Annotated in this window: 16 protein-coding genes, 1 tRNA gene and 1 pseudogene; 8 read left to right on the top strand and 10 right to left on the bottom strand. The window is 68.6% G+C overall.

Translation table 11 applies throughout. The annotated features are described in order from the left end of the window. Nucleotides 1-16: 16 nt before the first annotated feature. The 4 genes from AB0J80_RS00325 to AB0J80_RS00340 form a co-directional block, all read right to left on the bottom strand. Nucleotides 17-523 (bottom strand): hypothetical protein, encoded by a 507-nt coding sequence (locus tag AB0J80_RS00325; RefSeq protein WP_364698697.1) that lies wholly within the window; start codon nucleotides 521-523, stop codon nucleotides 17-19. After that, nucleotides 520-1,194, bottom strand: a complete 675-nt coding sequence (locus tag AB0J80_RS00330; RefSeq protein WP_364698699.1) for an HNH endonuclease family protein — start codon at nucleotides 1,192-1,194, stop codon at nucleotides 520-522. The genes AB0J80_RS00325 and AB0J80_RS00330 overlap by 4 nt, the downstream gene beginning before the upstream one ends. A gap of 295 nt (nucleotides 1,195-1,489) precedes the next feature. Beyond that, nucleotides 1,490-3,229, bottom strand: coding sequence for a 2-isopropylmalate synthase (gene leuA, locus AB0J80_RS00335; protein ID WP_364698701.1), 1,740 nt, complete (start codon nucleotides 3,227-3,229; stop codon nucleotides 1,490-1,492). A 207-nt stretch (nucleotides 3,230-3,436) separates the two neighbouring features. Continuing rightward, on the bottom strand, nucleotides 3,437-4,258 hold the full coding sequence (locus AB0J80_RS00340; protein ID WP_364698703.1) for a hypothetical protein: 822 nt from the start codon (nucleotides 4,256-4,258) through the stop codon (nucleotides 3,437-3,439). A 230-nt stretch (nucleotides 4,259-4,488) separates the two neighbouring features. Here AB0J80_RS00340 and AB0J80_RS00345 point away from each other — a divergent pair, with 230 nt between their 5' ends. The 3 genes from AB0J80_RS00345 to AB0J80_RS00355 all read left to right on the top strand — a co-directional run bounded on the left by AB0J80_RS00345 (nucleotide 4,489) and on the right by AB0J80_RS00355 (nucleotide 8,379). Beyond that, nucleotides 4,489-5,754 (top strand): aspartate kinase, encoded by a 1,266-nt coding sequence (locus AB0J80_RS00345; RefSeq protein ID WP_364698705.1) that lies wholly within the window; start codon nucleotides 4,489-4,491, stop codon nucleotides 5,752-5,754. 8 nt (nucleotides 5,755-5,762) lie between these two features. Then, nucleotides 5,763-6,827 carry an aspartate-semialdehyde dehydrogenase gene (locus tag AB0J80_RS00350; RefSeq protein ID WP_364698707.1) on the top strand — a complete coding sequence of 355 codons (1,065 nt, stop codon included), beginning with the start codon at nucleotides 5,763-5,765 and terminating at the stop codon, nucleotides 6,825-6,827. Between the two features lie 421 nt (nucleotides 6,828-7,248). Next, nucleotides 7,249-8,379, top strand: a complete 1,131-nt coding sequence (locus AB0J80_RS00355) for a glycoside hydrolase family 19 protein (RefSeq protein WP_364698709.1) — start codon at nucleotides 7,249-7,251, stop codon at nucleotides 8,377-8,379. A gap of 59 nt (nucleotides 8,380-8,438) precedes the next feature. On the opposite strand, the gene AB0J80_RS00360 is transcribed toward AB0J80_RS00355, so the two are convergent. Further along, nucleotides 8,439-8,720 (bottom strand): hypothetical protein, encoded by a 282-nt coding sequence (locus AB0J80_RS00360; RefSeq protein ID WP_364698711.1) that lies wholly within the window; start codon nucleotides 8,718-8,720, stop codon nucleotides 8,439-8,441. Between the two features lie 156 nt (nucleotides 8,721-8,876). Between AB0J80_RS00360 and pyrE the strand changes: the two genes are divergently transcribed. Beyond that, nucleotides 8,877-9,401, top strand: a complete 525-nt coding sequence (gene pyrE / locus AB0J80_RS00365) for an orotate phosphoribosyltransferase (protein WP_364698713.1) — start codon at nucleotides 8,877-8,879, stop codon at nucleotides 9,399-9,401. Here pyrE and cutA read toward each other — a convergent pair. Next, a complete protein-coding gene (gene cutA, locus AB0J80_RS00370; RefSeq protein WP_364698715.1) occupies nucleotides 9,398-9,724 on the bottom strand; it encodes a divalent-cation tolerance protein CutA in 327 nt (108 codons plus the stop codon). The two genes, pyrE and cutA, sit on opposite strands and share 4 nt — an antisense overlap. A 6-nt stretch (nucleotides 9,725-9,730) precedes the next feature. Further along, on the bottom strand, nucleotides 9,731-10,369 hold the full coding sequence (locus AB0J80_RS00375; protein WP_364698717.1) for a hypothetical protein: 639 nt from the start codon (nucleotides 10,367-10,369) through the stop codon (nucleotides 9,731-9,733). A gap of 276 nt (nucleotides 10,370-10,645) precedes the next feature. Between AB0J80_RS00375 and AB0J80_RS00380 the strand changes: the two genes are divergently transcribed. After that, nucleotides 10,646-12,859, top strand: a complete 2,214-nt coding sequence (locus AB0J80_RS00380; RefSeq protein WP_364698719.1) for a fibronectin type III domain-containing protein — start codon at nucleotides 10,646-10,648, stop codon at nucleotides 12,857-12,859. 78 nt (nucleotides 12,860-12,937) lie between these two features. Here the strand turns inward: AB0J80_RS00380 and AB0J80_RS00385 are convergent, their stop codons facing one another. Next, on the bottom strand, nucleotides 12,938-13,291 hold the full coding sequence (locus AB0J80_RS00385; protein WP_364698721.1) for a HEAT repeat domain-containing protein: 354 nt from the start codon (nucleotides 13,289-13,291) through the stop codon (nucleotides 12,938-12,940). 808 nt (nucleotides 13,292-14,099) lie between these two features. Between AB0J80_RS00385 and AB0J80_RS00390 the strand changes: the two genes are divergently transcribed. Together AB0J80_RS00390 and AB0J80_RS00395 are read left to right on the top strand one after the other, a co-directional pair. Further along, on the top strand, nucleotides 14,100-14,630 hold the full coding sequence (locus AB0J80_RS00390; RefSeq protein WP_364700111.1) for an RICIN domain-containing protein: 531 nt from the start codon (nucleotides 14,100-14,102) through the stop codon (nucleotides 14,628-14,630). Nucleotides 14,631-15,876: 1,246 nt separating this feature from the next. Next, nucleotides 15,877-16,208: pseudogene (locus AB0J80_RS00395) on the top strand (tyrosine-type recombinase/integrase); the annotation flags it as partial. Between the two features lie 92 nt (nucleotides 16,209-16,300). On the opposite strand, the gene AB0J80_RS00400 reads toward AB0J80_RS00395, so the two are convergent. After that, nucleotides 16,301-16,377 (bottom strand) — tRNA-Pro (locus tag AB0J80_RS00400). 84 nt (nucleotides 16,378-16,461) lie between these two features. Beyond that, nucleotides 16,462-17,364 carry a metallophosphoesterase gene (locus AB0J80_RS00405; protein WP_364698723.1) on the bottom strand — a complete coding sequence of 301 codons (903 nt, stop codon included), beginning with the start codon at nucleotides 17,362-17,364 and terminating at the stop codon, nucleotides 16,462-16,464. Nucleotides 17,365-17,389: 25 nt separating this feature from the next. On the opposite strand from AB0J80_RS00405, the gene AB0J80_RS00410 reads away from it, so the two are divergent. After that, nucleotides 17,390-17,842, top strand: a complete 453-nt coding sequence (locus AB0J80_RS00410) for a GatB/YqeY domain-containing protein (RefSeq protein ID WP_364698725.1) — start codon at nucleotides 17,390-17,392, stop codon at nucleotides 17,840-17,842. Nucleotides 17,843-17,896: the final 54 nt, after the last annotated feature.

Here is a 17,896-nt window from a genome sequence, read left to right on the forward strand (position 1 = left end):
CCGCCGGACGGTGTCGTCACCCCTCCGGGCGGTTGAGGATGCCGACCGCGACCGTGTGCACGGCGTCGAGGTCGGCCGGGTCCTTGAGGGCGGCCTTGGCTCCGGTGACCGTGTACCACTCGTCGGCGTCCTTGTACTGGGCGCGGACGACGACCTGGCCGCCGGAGAACTCGGTGCGCAGGGTCAGCTCGCCGGTGACGACGCCAACCTCGTCGGTCATCACACCGCCCTGGCCGGCCGTGATGTCAGTGCTCCTGCTGTCCGCCGCCGCATTCGTTGGCGCGCTCCTTGTCGCGTTCGGAACAGCGTTCGTCGGTGCGTTCGTTGTCGCGTTCGGAACAGCATTCGTTGTCGCGTTCGGAACAGCGTTCGTCGGTGCGTTCGAGGTTGCGTTCGCCACCGCGGCGGCGGCGGAGCTGCCCTCGGCCGGTGCGGCGGCGGCGACCTGCCCGGGTACCGGCGACGGGGACGCTTCGGCGGGGGTGCCGGGGGGCGTGGGTTCAGCGGCGGTGGACTCGGTCATTTGCAGTTCTCCAGCATCTCGGTGAGCGCGGACTTCTCCGCGGATGTCACGGTCAGCTTCCACCGTGTCTTCACCGCTACCCAGTCCTCGGCGTACTGGCACCACGTGCCGGTCCGCTCGGGCTTCCAGGTCGACGGATCCTGGTCACCCTTTGACCGGTTGGCCGCCGCCGAAACCGCGACGAGCTGCGGATCGTCCAGATCGTTGGCGAAGTCCTCGCGCTTGTCCGTGGTCCACGAGCTTGCACCCGAGCGCCACGCGTTGGCGAGGGGGACCATGTGGTCGATGTCGACCTTCGCCGGGTCGGTCAGCTTGTCGCCGTCGTACGCGCTCACCCACGTACCCGCGACGACGTTGCACCCGGAGACCTTGACCTTGGTCCCGTCCCGTTTGAGGACCGTGTCGCGGACGTCGCAGTTGTCGCCGGTGCTCCGCCAGTGCGGGAACTTGTCGCGGCTGTACCCGCGCATCGACCCGGCCTTCGCGACGGTCAGCTTGCCGAGCCGCTTCCTGGCCTCGTCGCCGTTCCTGGTCGAGCTGGTGCCGCCTTGCGTGGAGTCGGAGCCGGAGTCGGGATCGGTGATCGTCACCTCGCATCCGGCGACGGCGAGGGAGGCGAGCAGGGCGGCGGCGAGGCGGATGGTCCACCGAGGAGCGGAGCGTAGGGGCACGAAGCAAGCGTATGCAACGTACGCCCGTTTAGCTCCACTCGTCATCCGTGCCGGAATCGTTCCGCGCGCCGCCCGGGTGATTCCGGGCGGCGCCCACTTTCAGCGGTCGCGAAGCGGCCACCAAGGATCTCCGGGCACGCCGACCGTCGGACACAGTGGCTCGCGCGGGGTTCCGGCGGTGGCGGGGGTCACCCGGTCGTGACGCCGGCTCCGGGACGCGCGCGGCTCTCGTGGAGACGCGCGGCGTGGACGCCGCCGGCTCGTGGCCGGCGGCGGTCCTGTAGCGGCTCCGAGCTCAGCGGGCCCGGTTGACGGCGCTCGTCACGGCCTTGATCGACGCGGTGACGATGTTCGCGTCGAGGCCGACGCCCCACACCGTGCGGTCGTTGATCTCGCACTCCACATAGGCCGCGGCCTGGGCGTCTTCGCCCGAGGTCAGCGCGTGCTCCGCGTAGTCGAGCACGCGTACCTTGATGGCGAGCGGCTCCAGGGCCTGCACGTACGCGTCGATCGGGCCGTTGCCCAGGCCCACGAGCGGGCGGCGGGTGCCGCGGTGCCGGATCTCCGCGTCGATCTCCACCTTGCCGTCGACCGTGGCCGTCGAGTAGCGCTCGAGCTCGATGATGCCGAACTGCTGGTGGTCGACCAGGTACTCGCTCGCGAAGATGTCCCACATCTGCTGCGGGCCGACCTCGCCGCCCTCGGCGTCGGTGACGTGCTGGACCACGCCGGAGAACTCGATCTGCAGCCGGCGCGGCAGGTCGAGCTTGTGCTCCTCCTTCATGATGTACGCCACGCCGCCCTTGCCGGACTGCGAGTTGACGCGGATGACCGCCTCATAGGTGCGGCCCACGTCCTTCGGGTCGATGGGCAGGTACGGCACGCCCCAGGCGTACGCGTCCACCTCGACGCCGGCCTGCGACGCGTCCTCCTGCAGGGCGCTCAGTCCCTTCTTGATCGCGTCCTGGTGGGAGCCCGAGAAGGCCGTGTAGACCAGGTCGCCCACGTACGGGTGGCGCTCGTGCACCGGCAGTTGGTTGCAGTACTCGACGGCTCGCTTGATCTCGTCGATGTCCGAGAAGTCGATCATCGGGTCGATGCCCTGGGAGAACAGGTTCAGTCCGAGGGTGACCAGGTCGACGTTGCCCGTACGCTCGCCGTTGCCGAAGAGGCAGCCCTCGACGCGGTCGGCGCCGGCCAGGACGCCCAGCTCGGCGGCCGCGACGGCGGTGCCGCGGTCGTTGTGCGGGTGCAGGCTCAGGATGATGCTCTCGCGCCGGGGCAGGTGGCGGTGCATCCATTCGATGCTGTCCGCGTACACGTTGGGGGTGGCCATCTCGACGGTCGCCGGCAGATTGATGATCAGCGGGCGGTCCGGGGTGGGGTCGATGACGTCGATGACCGCCGAGCAGATCTCGAGGGCGTAGTCCAGCTCGGTGCCCGTGTAGGACTCCGGCGAGTACTCGTAGAAGATCTCCGTGTCGGGCGTGTGGATCTCCGCGTACTTCTGGCAGAGCCGCGCCCCGGTGGTGGCGATGTCGGTGATGCCGGCCTTGTCCAGGCCGAAGACGACCCGGCGCTGCAGCGTCGAGGTCGAGTTGTAGAAGTGGACGATCGCGCGCTCGGCGCCGCGGATCGACTCGAAGGTGCGGTCGATCAGGTGCTCGCGGCACTGGACCAGCACCTGGATCGTCACGTCGTCCGGGATCAGGTCCTGCTCGATGAGCTGGCGGACGAAGTCGAAGTCGGTCTGGCTGGCGGCTGGGAAGCCGACCTCGATCTCCTTGTAGCCCATCGCGACGAGCAGGCTGAACATGCGCCGCTTGCGCTCGGGGGACATCGGGTCGATCAGGGCCTGGTTGCCGTCGCGCAGGTCGACCGCGCACCACCGCGGGGCGGCCTCGATGCGCCGCGACGGCCACTGCCGGTCGGGCAGGTCGACGGCGAACTGTTGCTGGTACGGCGCGTAGCGCTGGAACGGCATCCGGCTGGGGCGCTGCCGGGCGATGGGATCGACGGTTACGTCGCTGGACATGCGAGCTCCTACACGAGGTTGGTCAGTTCACGAGGACCGACCGGCGCGCGTCAACTCCGCGACGAGGTGCCGGCCTCGGATGGGGCCTCGTCGCGGCAGCGAAGAAGGAGTGCCTGCCACATGTCGAACGTCACCCTACGTGATCAATCTGGCCGTTGCTAACTGTACGCCCGGATCGTGGGAAACCGCAGCGCCCTGTTCCCGCCTTCACGCGGAGGGGGAGGGGTCGCCCGCGCCCTCGGCCGTGGCCGTGGAAGGGGCGGGGGCCGGCGGCGTGGTCGGCGGTGGCGAGGTCATGCCCATCGGGTCGCCGCCGACGACGGGGCCGGGCAGGTCGACGGAGGGCGGCGGGGCTGCGGCCGTACCCGAGATCGTGATCGTGCCGAAGGTCACACGCGCGGCCGTCAGCAGGCCGTCGTCCGCGTAGCAGTAGATCCCGACGTCGACCGGCGCGGACAGCGAAGCGGAGATCGTGTCGACCGAGTAGCAGCTGCCGGTCGAGCCCGGCAGCGGCTGGGCGGCGGTCACCGACAGCGCCGCCTGGCGATCGGTGAAGACGGGCAGCCACTGCCGGAAGACCCGCTGCACCTTGGGGTCGAACTTCTTCGGTACGGGCTTCCCGCGGTCGGCCACCCGGACGCAGAAGGGCGCGACGGGGTTCGTGGCCGACGGGATCGCGCACTGGAAGACGCCCGCCTCGGTCTGGGCGATCGACACGTCCGTCGTACCCCCGAGGGCGCCGCCAGGGATGTCGACCCGCCAGCTGCCGTCCGCGGCGACCGTCGCCATGATCGAGCGTTGGGCCTGGCCCGGCACGTCGAGGGTGTAGAGCGCCGCGAAGCGGTGGTCCTGGGCGAGCGCGGCCCGGGCGGCCAGGTCGATGCGGGCGTCCTGGGCCTCGGGGGGCGCGGCGGGTGCCGAACCGGTCGGCTGCGCTGCGGGCGCCGCATCAGCGCACGCTGCCACGCCGGCGGTGAGCAGGGCGGCGGCCAACGCGGACAAAACACGCGAGGCGGGACGGGGACGCATTGAGACATTCTCGCCTCTCTTCTCCCGTACGGGTCGTTCCGCCGGCCGGAACCCCCTCCCGGCGTGTCGCGCGGACCCGCCGTGTCGCGGTCCACAGGCCGGATTCTGGGATCGCCTGTCAGGTACCGGGACGAGCGCGGCTAGTCTGGTCAGCGATTGACTCGACCGACGCCGCCGGCCGGAACGCCGGCGGCGTCGGCACGTGCGGCGTGGGAAGGGAGTCGGCTGCCGTGGCCCTGGTGGTGCAGAAGTACGGCGGTTCGTCCGTGGCCGATGCCGAGCGCATCAAGCGCGTGGCGGAGCGGATCGTGGACGCCCGTAAGGCCGGGCATGACGTGGTGGTCGTGGTCTCCGCGATGGGTGACACCACGGACAACCTGCTCGACCTGGCCAATCAGGTCAGCCCGCTGCCGCCCGGCCGGGAGCTGGACATGCTGCTGACCGCGGGCGAGCGCATCTCGATGGCTCTGCTCGCGATGGCGATCCACAACCTCGGCTACGAGGCGCGGTCGTACACCGGCTCCCAGGCCGGCGTGCTGACCACCTCGGTGCACGGCAAGGCGCGGATCATCGACGTGACGCCCGGCCGGCTGCGTACCGCGCTGGACGAGGGCGCCATCGCCATCGTGGCCGGCTTCCAGGGTGTCTCGCAGGACACCAAGGACATCACCACGCTGGGCCGCGGCGGTTCGGACACCACCGCGGTCGCGCTCGCCGCGGCGCTGCGCGCCGACGTCTGTGAGATCTACACCGACGTGGACGGCGTTTTCACCGCCGACCCGCGGATCGTCCCCAACGCCCGCCACATCAAGCAGATCACGTACGAGGAGATGCTCGAGCTGGCCGCCGGCGGGGCGAAGGTGCTGATGTTGCGATGCGTGGAGTACGCCCGCAGGTTCGGCGTCCCCATCCACGTACGCTCGTCGTACTCGAACAAGCAGGGCACTGTCGTCACGGGATCGATGGAGGACCCGAACGTGGAACAAGCGCTGATCACCGGGGTCGCCCACGACCGGAGCGAGGCCAAGATCACCATCGTCGGCGTGCCCGACGAGCCCGGCGCGGCCGGCCGCATCTTCGAGACGGTGGCCCAGGCCGAGATCAACATCGACATGATCGTGCAGAACGTGTCGACCGAGGGCACCGGCCGCACCGACATCTCGTTCACGCTGCCCAAGGCCGACGGCCCCACCGCGATGGCGGCGCTGGACAAGATCAAGGAGCAGATCAAGTTCAAGAGCCTGCTCTTCGACGACCACGTGGGCAAGGTCTCGCTCATCGGTGCAGGCATGCGCTCCCATCCGGGCGTCGCGGCATCCTTCTTCGCCTGCATCGGCGAGGCCGGCGTCAACATCGAGATGATCTCGACCTCCGAGATCCGCGTCTCGGTGGTCTGCCGCGACAGCGACCTCGACACCGCGGTGCGCGCCGTCCACGACACCTTCGAGCTGGGCGGCAACGAGACGGCCGTCGTCTACGCGGGCACCGGCCGGTAACCGGACGGATGGGGTCGCGGCAGCCCACCCTCGCCGTCGTCGGAGCCACGGGCTCCGTCGGCACGGTGATGCGTGAGCTGCTCACCTCCCGCCGCAACGTCTGGGGCGAGATCCGCCTGATCGCCTCCGAGCGCTCGGCCGGCAAGGTGCTCTCCTGCCGCGGCGAGGACCTCACGGTCCAGCAGCTCACCTCGGACGTCTTCGACGGTGTCGACGTCGCCATGTTCGACGTCCCCGACCAGGTCTCCCTCGAGTGGGCCCCGGTCGCCGTCGCGCGCGGCGCCACCGTGGTCGACAACTCCTCGGCGTACCGCATGGAGCCCGACGTCCCCTTGGTGGTTCCCGAGGTCAACAAGGAAGACCTCGGCCACCGCCCCCGCGGCATCGTGGCGAACGCCAACTGCACCACGATGGCCATGATCATGGCGATCGCCCCGCTGCACCACGAGTACGGCCTCCGCGAGCTCGTCCTCGCCTCGTACCAGGCCGTCTCGGGAGCGGGCCAGATCGGCGTCGACACCCTGCACGACCAGCTCAGCAAGGTGGCCGGCGACCGGGCCCTCGGCTCCCGCCCCGGCAACGTCCGCCAGGCGGTCGGCGACGACCTCGGCCCCTTCCCGGCCCCGCTCGCCCTCAACGTGGTCCCCTGGTCGGGCGACCTGGCCCCCGACGGCTGGTCCTCCGAAGAGCTGAAACTCCGCAACGAGTCCCGCAAGATCCTCGGTCTCCCGGCCCTGAAGGTCTCGGCCACCTGCGTCCGGGTCCCGGTGGTCACCGGCCACTCGATAGCGGTCCACGCCGTCTTCGGCTCGGAGCTCGACGCCGAAGGCGCCCGCCAGGTCCTCCGCAACGCCCCCGGCGTCATCCTGGTCGACGACCCGGAAGCCGGCGAGTTCCCCATGCCCATCGACGCGGTCGGCACCGACCCCTCCTGGGTGGGCCGCATCCGCCGCGCCATCGACGACCCCCGAGCCCTGGACCTGTTCATCACAGGCGACAACATGCGCAAAGGCGCGGCGCTGAACACGGTGCAGATCGCCGAACTGCTGGCGGCCGAGATCGCCAAGGGCTGAGCGCCGGCTCCGATGTGGAGTTCGCGACCCCGTCCCTCGCGGTCGTCACCGGGCCTCGGGTCCGGACCGCCGGCGTGACCCGCTCGCCCATCACCGACGATGCCAGTCGCTGGGCGTCCGCCACTGAACTCAGCCTGCTGGTCAAGTCCGACACCGCACGGCTTACCGCCGCCGCGTCCGTGGTCACGTCGTTGACTGTGGCCTCGGCTGTCTGACGCCGTCCGCTCCGTGGGGGCGGCTTGAGGCAGCAGGCGGGTCACACCTTTTCTGCCGGCTTGCCCGGGGCGAGCCCGGAGGAACCGGGCGGGAGCGGATCGGTTTCTAAAGAATCCCTGAAGTTTCCTAACAGAAGTTGACCGGGCCGACGTGGATCTAGTTGAGTCGATGTCCGTCCCCCACCCTCGATGCGGAACGGTGAACCATGCCCAGAAAAAGGCTCTTGGCGATCATGGCGACGGCCGGTGTCGCTGTCGCCGGTGCGGCCGCCGCGGTCATCCCCATGACGTCCTCCAATGCGGCGGAGGCCTGTGCTGCGGCGTACAACAACGGCGCTGTCTACACCGGTGGCGCGAAGGTGTCGTACAACAGCCACAACTGGACCGCGAAGTGGTGGACCCAGCACGAGGCGCCCAGCACCGGCGGCTCGGGCGTCTGGCAGGACACCGGCAGCTGCGGCGGCGCGACGACCCCGCCTCCGGGGGGCGGTGGCGGCGGCACCGCCTGCAACCACCCCAACTGGGCGGCCGGCACGTTCTACGCAACCGGCTCGATCGTGAAGTACACGAACGGGAACTACTACCGGGCCAAGCACGAGAACCCGGGCTACGACCCCGTCATCAGCACCTGGTACTGGGAGCCGTTCACGTGCAGCGGTGGCGGCGGCGGGACCACTGCGCCTCCCCCTCCGCCTCCCGGCGGCGGTGGCGGCTCGACCGGCTTCCCGGTCAGTGAGGCGCAGTTCAACCAGATGTTCCCGAACCGGATCGGGTTCTACTCGTACGCGGGTCTGATCGACGCGGTGAAGAAGTTCCCCGCCTTCACGGCCACCGGCAGCGCCACGGTGAAGAAGCAGGAGGCCGCGGCGTTCCTGGCGAACATCAACCACGAGTCCGGCGGGCTGGTCTACGTCGAGGAGATCAACCAGGCCAACTGGCCGCACTACTGCGACGCCAGCCAGTCGTACGGGTGCCCGGCCGGGCAGTCGGCGTACCACGGTCGCGGGCCGATCCAGCTGAGCTGGAACTTCAACTACAAGGCTGCCGGTGACGCGCTCGGTATCGACCTGCTCCACAGCCCCGACCGGGTCAAGAACGAGGCGTCGGTCGCCTACCAGACCGCCGTCTGGTACTGGATGACCCAGCGCGGCCCCGGCACGATGACCTCGCACGACGCGATGGTCAACAGCCGTGGGTTCGGCGAGACCATCCGCAGCATCAACGGTTCGCTCGAGTGCAACGGCGGCAATCCGGCGCAGGTCCAGAGCCGGGTCGACGCGTACAACCGGTTCACCGCCATCCTGGGCGTCAGCCCCGGCGGCAACCTCTCCTGCTGATCGAAACCATGACGGGGGTACGGCCGCTCTGGCCGTACCCCCGTCGGTTTTCGATGTGTCTAGAGCGCGAGTTGCGGACGGGCCGGGATGCCCACGATGGCCGGCGCCGCCTGCTGCGGAACCGGGTGGGGAACGAGCATGGCCTCCACGGCCGGCGCGATCGAACGGCGTTCGCTGAGCTGGATCAGCCGGGCCGCGCGGGCCAGGGAACCGGTCTCGCCGTCGCGGAAGCCCTCGCGATAACCCTTCTCGTAGCGTTCACCGCGGCCGAGAGCGCGGCCGATGGCGAAACACGACGAGCCGGCGAGGGCGATCAGGAAGAGCAGCGCGAAGGGTGTCACGACAAGCCTTTCAAAGGGTCGACGTTCGATAAACCGCAAATTAGTCGAATCTAGACAAACCTCTACCCAGTCGTTCGGGCAATTACGCGTACGGGTGAACCGCGCCGGAGCACCCGCCCGGCCGCCCGCCGGACCGGGGTGAAAGGCTGTGTCCTTGTGAGTGACTCTGACCTTGCGCGGCAGGTCCGCGACGTGAGCCGGCTGACCGGGGAGTTCGTTCTGCGCTCCGGGCGGACCGCGACCGAATACTTCGACAAGTACCAGTTCGAGTCCGACCCGGTGCTGCTCGACAAGCTGGCCGAGCAGATGGCCGTGCTCATCCCCGAGGGCACCGAGGTGCTGGCCGGCCTGGAGATGGGCGGCATCGCCGTGGTGACCGCGCTCGGCCGGCACGCCAAGTTGCCCTGCGCGTTCGTCCGCAAGCAGGCCAAGGCTTACGGAACGGCCCGGCTCGCGGAGGGCGCCGAGGTCGCCGGCCGCCGGGTGCTGGTGGTCGAGGACGTGGTCACCTCCGGCGGCCAGGTCGTCCTCTCGACCATGGACCTGCGCAAGCTCGGCGCCCACGTCGACCACGCCCTCTGCGTGATCGACCGGCAGGAGGGCGGCGCCGAGGCCCTGTCCGCGGAGGGCATCCAGCTGCGCGCGCTGCTGACCCGCGCAGACCTCGAAGCTGCGGCCTAGCCGCGCGTCTCGGCCAGGACCCAGCGCAGGTAGGCCGGGTTCCCGGCCAGAATCGGCAGGGCGAAGACGCACGGGACGTCGTACGGGTGCTCGGCGTCGGCCCGGGCGACGATCTCGGGTACGAGCGAGGCGCGGGTATGCAGGGCGACCCGCGCCTCCGGATCGTCGTGAACAGCGCCCTCCCACCGGTATATGGACCGGATCGCCGCGACCTGCTGACCGCACGCCGCCAGCCGGTCCTCGACCAGGCGCCGGGTGAAGCCGGCCAGCCATTCCGCGTCGGCGGCCGTGATGACGACCTCGCAGACGTCGTCTCCGGTCATGCGGTCCTACCCTCCTGCAGGTCGGTTCTTCCGGGCACCGGCAGATGCTCTCACTTCACGCGCCTTGCGCACGAAAGCGTCGGGGTCGTCGGCGTACACCCGCACGTCCTGGACGGCTGGTGTCTCGCCGTTCGGCAGGTGGAAGGTCATCGGCCGGCGCAGCCGAAGGTCGACACTGGTCTGGCTGCCCGCCACGATGTGCAGCGCGTCGTCCTCGATCTGCACCGACTTGGCGGAAGGCATCGTCCGGTGACGCCTGGTCGCCGACTCCACGTCCGCCCAGGCGATCGTGAAGCCCAGCGTGGGGCCCATCCGCACCTGGATGCCGGCCGCGCCGACCACATGCGGGTTGATTCTCATCCCGGCGTAGAGCCCGAGCATCCACAGCAGACCCCAGATGCTGATGACCAGCATGATCCAACGGGCCGGCTGCCATGGCACGACCTTGCGGATGACGAGGTCGAGGATGGGGATCTCGACGATCGACAGGGCGATGAAGATCCCGAGGATCGGCTTCACCACCCCGAGGTACGGGAACGGGACGTCGCCCGCGCTCAAGGGCGCCGGGCGGCGGAGCAGCCATCGGACCAGGCTGCGCCACATCGCGATCTCCATCTCGACCGCCCGGCGTGCCGGACCCGCCATGGTCGTCTCCTTGGGTTGCAATGCAGTCGTATTGCAAAATACTAGAATCTTCGCGAGGCGACGGCAATGACAGCCAGGTGAGGTCCGGATCACGGCCGGTTTCTGCTCAGCTCCCAAGACGGGCCGCCGATGCATGCTCCAGTACATCGCCGGTCCGCATCCCCCGCGGACAGCCGCTTCTGCGGCGCAGGGCGAGGCTCGAAGATTTGGATGACAATGTCGCTTCGGACGTTCAGCAGGAACAGAATCGGCGTCGGTGGCCTCGCTGCGGTCGTCATGACCTCCGCGATCGGCGTCGCCACGCCCATGCAGGCCATGGCGGCCGGCTCGGTCCCGACTGCGCCGACCGGCCTGAGCGCGGTCCGTTCGGTCCTTGACGTGCGGGACTTCACGGTCAGCTGGACGAGTGCCACCGGGCCGGTCGATCACTACGTGGTGTCGATGTTCGCCGACGGCAAGCGGTCGCGTTACACCGTGCCCAGCACCGCCACCAGCTTCGCCGTCGATGGTTCCGGCCTGATGACGATCTACCAGGTCCGGGTCACCGCCGAGAACGCGGCGTCGATGGGTACCACCTCGGACGAGCTGACCGTCAACCCGGTGCTGGCCGGCCCGCCCGTCAACGTGTGGAGCGCGTCGCTCCCCGGCGGCGGGATCAAGGTGAACTGGTCCGCGCCGAGCCGCACCGGTCTGAACCCGACGCTGAACTACCAGGTGAGCTTCGTCGACGTGCTGACCCGCGCGAAGACGACCTACACCACGTCGGGCACCAGCCTCGGCGTTCCCGGCCTGGACACCACCCGGGTCTATGACGTGTCCGTGGCCGCGGTGACCCGCGACGGAGCCGGCCTGGTCGAGACGGCGCGGATCGGCGGGGACACCCCGACGGCGCCGCGCTGGTTCACGGCCGTCCGCGACCCCGAGGCGCCCGAGAAGATCGTGCTGTCCTGGACCGAGCCCAGCTGGGCAGGCTCCAGTGCGGTCACCGGATACCTGATCGGCTCCGGCAAGGGCACGGTCAGCACCTGGGTCGACGCAGGTGACGTCACCACTGCCACGCTCAGCCTCCCGGCCAAGTCGACCGGCGTGTACTCGGTGCGGGCGGTCAACAACGCCGGGCAGTCCGTCGACGCGGACATCGAGTTCGTCGACGTGGCCGTACGCACTCCGCTCGTCTCCTCGGCGTACCCGATCACGGTGACCTCCTCGGGCCACGACGTCACCGTGAACCTGCACAACGACCTTGCGACCAGCCAGGACCAGCTGACCATCTGCCTGCTGCCCGGCGAGGGCTGGACCTACCGCGACGAGCGCACCGTCACCAACGGCTCCGAGCTGGCCGTGTCCTTCGACAACGTGCCCAGCGGCCGCTACCGGCTGTGGGTGCTGGGTCGCAACTCGAAGGACCCGAAGGACCACGGCTCCGAGCTCTTCAACGAGGAGGTCTTCGTCAACGACGGTGCCCTCACGATGAGCTCGGTCGGGGTGTCGTTCGTCGAGGGCACCGCCGACTGGCACGGCGTCTACCCGGCCACCAGCCTGCCGGTCGTCCTGATGACCGACAAGATCGCCTACGACGGCTCCACCAGCATGGCCGTCACCGCGACGAAGGACAGCATCGGCAACAACATCACCGCGAGCCCGGGCCTGGCCCGCGCGATCCCCACCGTCGCCGGCCAGCAGGTCGTCGTCTCCGCGCAGGGCTTCGCCACTACTCAGGCGACCCAGTGGAACCTGGGCGTGGCCTGGTGGAACGCCAAGGGCGAGAAGATTGCCGTGACCCGCACCAAGCGACTGCGCAAGACGGTCGGCGACTGGAAGCCCTCCGGCGGCACCTTCACCGCCCCCGCCGGCGCCGTTTCGGCCGGTCCCTTCCTCGAGGTCGGCGAGCTGCTGCGTGGTCAGAGCTTCTACCTCGACGACATCGCCCTGCGCAGCTTCACCCCCAGCTCGCAGCTGCTGTCCGCCGCGGACTGGATCCTCGTCAAGGGCCAGGCCCAGATCTCGGACGCCACGGTGCAGCTGTCCTCGTACGGCGACGCCGAGGTGCTCGACGCCAGGACCCCCGGCGCCGACCTGACCCTCAACACCAGCGCCACGCTCAAGAGCGGCAGCGGCTACGGCGTGGTTCTGCGCGCCACCCGCGAGGCTCAGGGCACCAGCGGCTACGTCGTCCAGCTGGTGAAGTCCAACGGCCAGTACACGTACGTACTGCGGAAGCGGCAAGCGGGCAAGACGTGCACGACGTCGCTCGCCACCTCCAACGTGGTGCAGGGCCTCAGCGCGACGACGGCGCACAAGCTGACCCTCAAGATCTCCGGTGACGCTCTGACGGTGACCGCCGCCGGCAAGCTGGTCCTGGTGGTCAACAGCCTGGCGACCGCCGGCCAGGGCATCTGCGGGCCCACCCCGACCGGCACGGCCATCGCGCTGCTCAAGACCGGCGGCGCCGCGGCGGACTTCGTCGGAACCGCACTGGCAAAGAACTGACAACAGAACCCGAAGTAACCGGCCGCGGGGCGGGACAGTCAACGACTGGCCCGCCCCGCGCGCATGCCGGCCGCACCGTCAAACAGGTCGCTCCGCCCCGGACGGCTGGTTCTGCGCGTGCTGCCACAGCACCCGCCGGGCCTCCTTCGTGTCCAGCTGTTGCAGACCCCGTGCGGCCCAGTCGCGCAGCGCCTCGTCCTCGCTGTGCAGCTGCGCGGCCAGCAGGTCGAACGACTGCGGTGAGCGGGTGCGCCCGATGAGCTCCAGAAGCCAGCACCGCAGCCCGTGGTCCGTCTCCCGGCCGAACTCCACGATCAGCTCGTCAACGTGCGTTCCGGCGATCTGCGACAGCCACTGGAAGCCGTCTTCGGCCAGCTGCGGGTCATGCCGACGCATCAGCCGCAACGCTCGCTCGAACTCGCTTGCCACCATCGCAGGGTAATCGCGGCATCGGCTCGCGTCGCTAGGCTCGGCTCAGCATCAACTTCACGAGGGCAGACATGCGTCAGGGTTGGCAGCCCTGAATGGAATACCGGCTCTGACATGCACTTCTCAAACGTCGCTCCGGGCCGGAGCCGGAGGCACCCGGGTCATTTTGCGAGGTCATCACGGAGGCGAAGACGACGAGGGAGTGCGGCCATCCGGCTGTCATAGCATACAGACGGCCACCCGCGACAGCCGCCGGAATGTACTCTCCGCCAGCGACAGCAGCTGGAGCGAAATGGCATCAGGCCCGGCTACCGTTTCCGGTGACCAGGCCTGACCTGCACCTACGTGGTCGGGGTGGCCGGATTTGAACCGACGGCCTCTTCGTACCGAATGAGGATCCTGCCGCCTTCTTTGAGTGTGGTCCCACCAATGCTTGCTGGTCAGATGCCTTGGCGTGCGTTGGTCTGCTTTGGTTGATGAAGGCTCACCTGCGGCAGGCTGCCCCAAGGTTCGCCCCAAAGTTGGCTAGGTCGTACCTGACCGATCATGAGGGGTGGTCGGGCGCGGCGCGGAGCCAGTCGAGGGTCTCGGCGAGGTCGAGGGTGGCCTGGTAGGAGTCGATTCGCTTGTCGTAGCGGGTTGCCAGGCCATTGACGGTGAGCCGGACCACTCTCGACGGGGCATCGCGTCCACGCCGGACCTGCTAACGTTCGGCTCGACTCAACGATGAGAATCGATTGGAGGCGGCGACATTTTCACCATCAAACGACTAACAGCTGCGATCACTGCTGGGCTGTTAGCTACTTCCATCATTCAAACCTCTTCTTCAGCGTCCAAGGGAACTCCGCCCGGCGGCGGCGGCGCAACAGCCCAGGCCCTCAGTAGCGGATGGAACAGGGTCCAAAATTGGGAGACCTTTAAGTATTTGGCGATCCAGGGTGGTTCGAACGAGGGGAATGGCGCAAATGTCATTCAGTGGACCCAGTCGTTCAAGCCAGATGGCACCACAACGTATGACCAGCAATGGGGCTTGGCTCGAAATTCGGAAGGGTTTTACAGTTTCCGGAATGCAGGCACGCCGGACTGGAAAGCTCTAACCGTAAACGGAAATAATAACAGGAATGGTGAGCGCATAATCCAGTGGCAGTACAGCGCTGCCAACCGTTTCCAGCAATGGTACATAGATTGGTGGGAGGGTGGCCCCTATTTCCGCCTGGTCAATCGCGGGAGTGGCAAATGTCTTGCGGTCGCCGGAGGTGGGAACCCTGCCAACGGAACGCAGATCATTCAATGGGAATGCGGGCTGGGCGCCGACCAATTCTGGGTCCTGTATGCCGAGTGATACGCCTTGCTCCTGAGCGGACGTCGACGCAAAAACGTTAGCGCCAGTCGGTCACACGGCCCGACGTTACGCTGCCCGAGTTGGGTGCCCGCAGGTGTTGGTCGAAGTGCGTATTACCAATAAACATTGGCGACACTGCATACCGGCTTGATTGCTCAGTAGACCTCCGGCAAGGTGTGGGAGTTTGCAACTCTCCACCGACCCGGAGGTCTCGACGCCTGCTGATCGAACGACGACCTACTGGCAACGAATCGACCGACGCGCCTAACTGCTCCTTATGAGATCTCTGCCTTTCCGGTTGAGCGGTCGGCGCCAGCAAATCGGGAGGCAGGCGAGGCTGACGAAGGCGTCGTGGATGTCGAGGCGGGTGCTTCCAGCGCACGGCGAGTCGGCGGAACTGATGCAGTAGGGGGGCGTTCGATCGGCGCTTTCAGAATGTTGGCCTCTTCGGCTTCGCTTCTAGGGTGCGGGGACGTTCCGGTCCCTGCCGATATCGTCCATGGCTGCCCTGGTATGGGGCCTTACTCTGTCGCAGGGCGTGGCGGGCCTCACGAGAAAAAGAGGCGGTCAAGGGCCTCGTCGGGCGTCAAGCCGGCCAGGTCTCTACTTCGGTCCCATCGAGCAAGGGTGAGGGAAGCCGCCCGCAGCATCTCGTCCGGCAACCCGGCGGTTGCCGGCATGTCAGCAGCCTCGTCCATTCCGGACCCCATCGCCACGACCTGGCAGCGGTCTCGGCAATGTATTCCGTCTCGACTAGGTAGCTCCCCGGCCGCTTCCTGGCGATGTCAAGCAGCGCATCGTCCACGCCGTGTCTTCGTGCCGCGCCGAACGCGATAGCCGCGAGAACGCGGGCTGCCTTCTGGAACGAGCTGTACGCGAGCTTCAGTGCAGATGCCTGCCCGATCTCCGCCCCTAGAACCGTCGTCGCCACCGTGCTGCCTCTGGAGAGATTCTCCGCCTGCAAGACGGCATCGGGTGAGCCGGCCAAGTACAACCGCGTCTGCTTCCCGCTGCTCGTCGGCGAGCCGACAACCGCACCATCGATCACGGAGCGGGCAGACTTGCCCAATAGCGCAGCGATTCGAGCCATCTGCTCGGGACTGACCGCGTTGGCCTCCACATAGACGCCGGCAAAGTTGCGCTCAGCAACGGCGCAGGCCACGCTCTGGGCAGCGGCTGGAGGGCAGAGACTCAGGATGATGTGAGCCCGTTCCGTGAGCTCGTCGAGACTGTCGACGGGCTCTATCCGGGGCCCGGCATCCCCGCGCGCGGCCGAGGTGCCGCCGGGCGCGCTGACGCACGCTGGCTGCCGCTCGCGCCCGGCCTGACTCCGCACGGTCTGCGGCACTCCCACAAGACGAACATGGACGAGATGGGGGTGCCGCAGAAGCTCAAAGACGACCGGATGGGGCACGCTGACGGCTCGGTGGGATCGCGCTACTCCCACATCACCTCCACGATGCGCCGGGCGCTCTGCGACGGGCTCACGGAGCAGTGAACGACGCTCTGCGCGCACGCAAGGCGCTCGCGCCGCGTTCTCCGGTAGGTGGGCTCGACCGGCTGCTCCAGGCGCTCTGAGCCGCTCGCAGGAGGCTCCGTCCCAAAACCGCGCCGAAATGGCATCAGGCCCGGCTACCGTTTCCGGTGACCGGGCCTGACCTGCACCTACGTGGTCGGGGTGGCCGGATTTGAACCGACGGCCTCTTCGTCCCGAACGAAGCGCGCTACCAAGCTGCGCCACACCCCGATGCGTGCTGAGCAATAGTATCCGACGTCCTCCCGCAGGCGAAATCGGTATCCCCCACACCCGAAAAGCGCAGCTCAGGGGCCCTCAGCGCGGGATCAGCGTGAGGATCGACGCCTCGGGGCGGCAGGCGAAGCGGACCGGGGCTGTGGGGTGGGTGCCCAGGCCTGCGGACACGTGCAGCCAGGATTCGGAGCCCGGCCAGCGGTGCAGGCCCTTTGCCATGGAGTGGGGGAGGTCGCAGTTGGTGGTGAGGGCTCCGTAGCCGGGGATGCAGACCTGACCGCCGTGGGTGTGGCCGGCCAGGAGGATGGAGAAGCCGTCGGCGGCCATGGCGTCGAGGACTCGGGAGGCTGGGGTGTGGGTCACGCCGATGTGCAGGTCTGCGCCGGGGGAGACGGGGCCGGCTACCGAGGGGTAGTCGTCGCGGTCGACGTGGGGGTCGTCGACGCCGGCGAGCTCGATCGAGCGGCCCCCTGCCTTGAGGACTGTGCGGGCGTTGTTGAGGTCGGCCCAGCCTGCGTCGAGGAGTGACTGGCGGAGGGTTTCCGTGGGGAGGTCGACGCCTTGGACGTACTCGTCCGAGGAGAAGAACGGCAGGACGTATCTCAGCGGGTTCTTCCAGACCGGGCCGCGGTAGTCGTTGGAGCCGAACACGAAGGCTCCCGGGACGGTGAGCAGTGGCTCGAGGGCGCGCAGGACGCCCGGCACCGCGTCCGGGGAGGCCATGTTGTCGCCGGTGACCACGACCAGGTCGGGGTCCGTGCCGGCGAGGGCGGCGACCCAGGCCTGCTTGCGGTGCTGGTTCGGCATCATGTGCAGGTCCGACAGGTGCAGGATGCGCAGCGGTTCGGCGTCCGGTTCGAGGACCGGGACGTTGAGGCGGCGCAGCGTGAACATGTTGCGCTCGACCAGGGAGGCGTAGGCGAAGGTGGCGCCGCCGGCGGCGGTGACGGTGGCGGCCAGGGCGATAAAGGGGCGCTTGCGCATGGAGGCCAGAGTAGTTTGACCGTCCATGGGAACGCTGAAAGACCGCCTGAACGATGACCTTCGTGCCGCCATGAAGGGCCGCGACGAGCTGACCACGTCGACGCTGCGGATGGCTCTGGCCGCGGTGCGCAATGCCGAGGTTTCCGGGGACGCCGCGCGGGAGCTGTCCGACGATGAGGTGCTCGCCGTGCTGACCAAGGAGGCGAAGAAGCGCCGGGAGGCCGCGACTGCTTTCGAAGGGGCCGGCCGTGCCGACCAGGCCGCCAAGGAGAACGCCGAGGGGCAGATCCTCGACCGGTACCTGCCGGCTCAGCTCAGCGACGAGGAGATCGACGGCATCGTGGCGGAGGCGCTGCGGGCGGGCGGCTTCAGCGGGAAGGGTCAGATGGGTCCGGCCATGAAGGCGGCCCAGGCGGCGGTGGCGGGCCGGGCCGAGGGAGGGCGGGTCGCGGCCGCGGTGCGCAAACAGCTCGGCTGATCCCGTACGGGGACAGCAGACGGGCGGGCCACCCTCGGAGGGTGACCCGCCCGT

It is taken from the genome of Actinoplanes sp. NPDC049548, assembly GCF_040676695.1.
Taxonomy (GTDB): Bacteria; Actinomycetota; Actinomycetes; order Mycobacteriales; family Micromonosporaceae; genus Actinoplanes.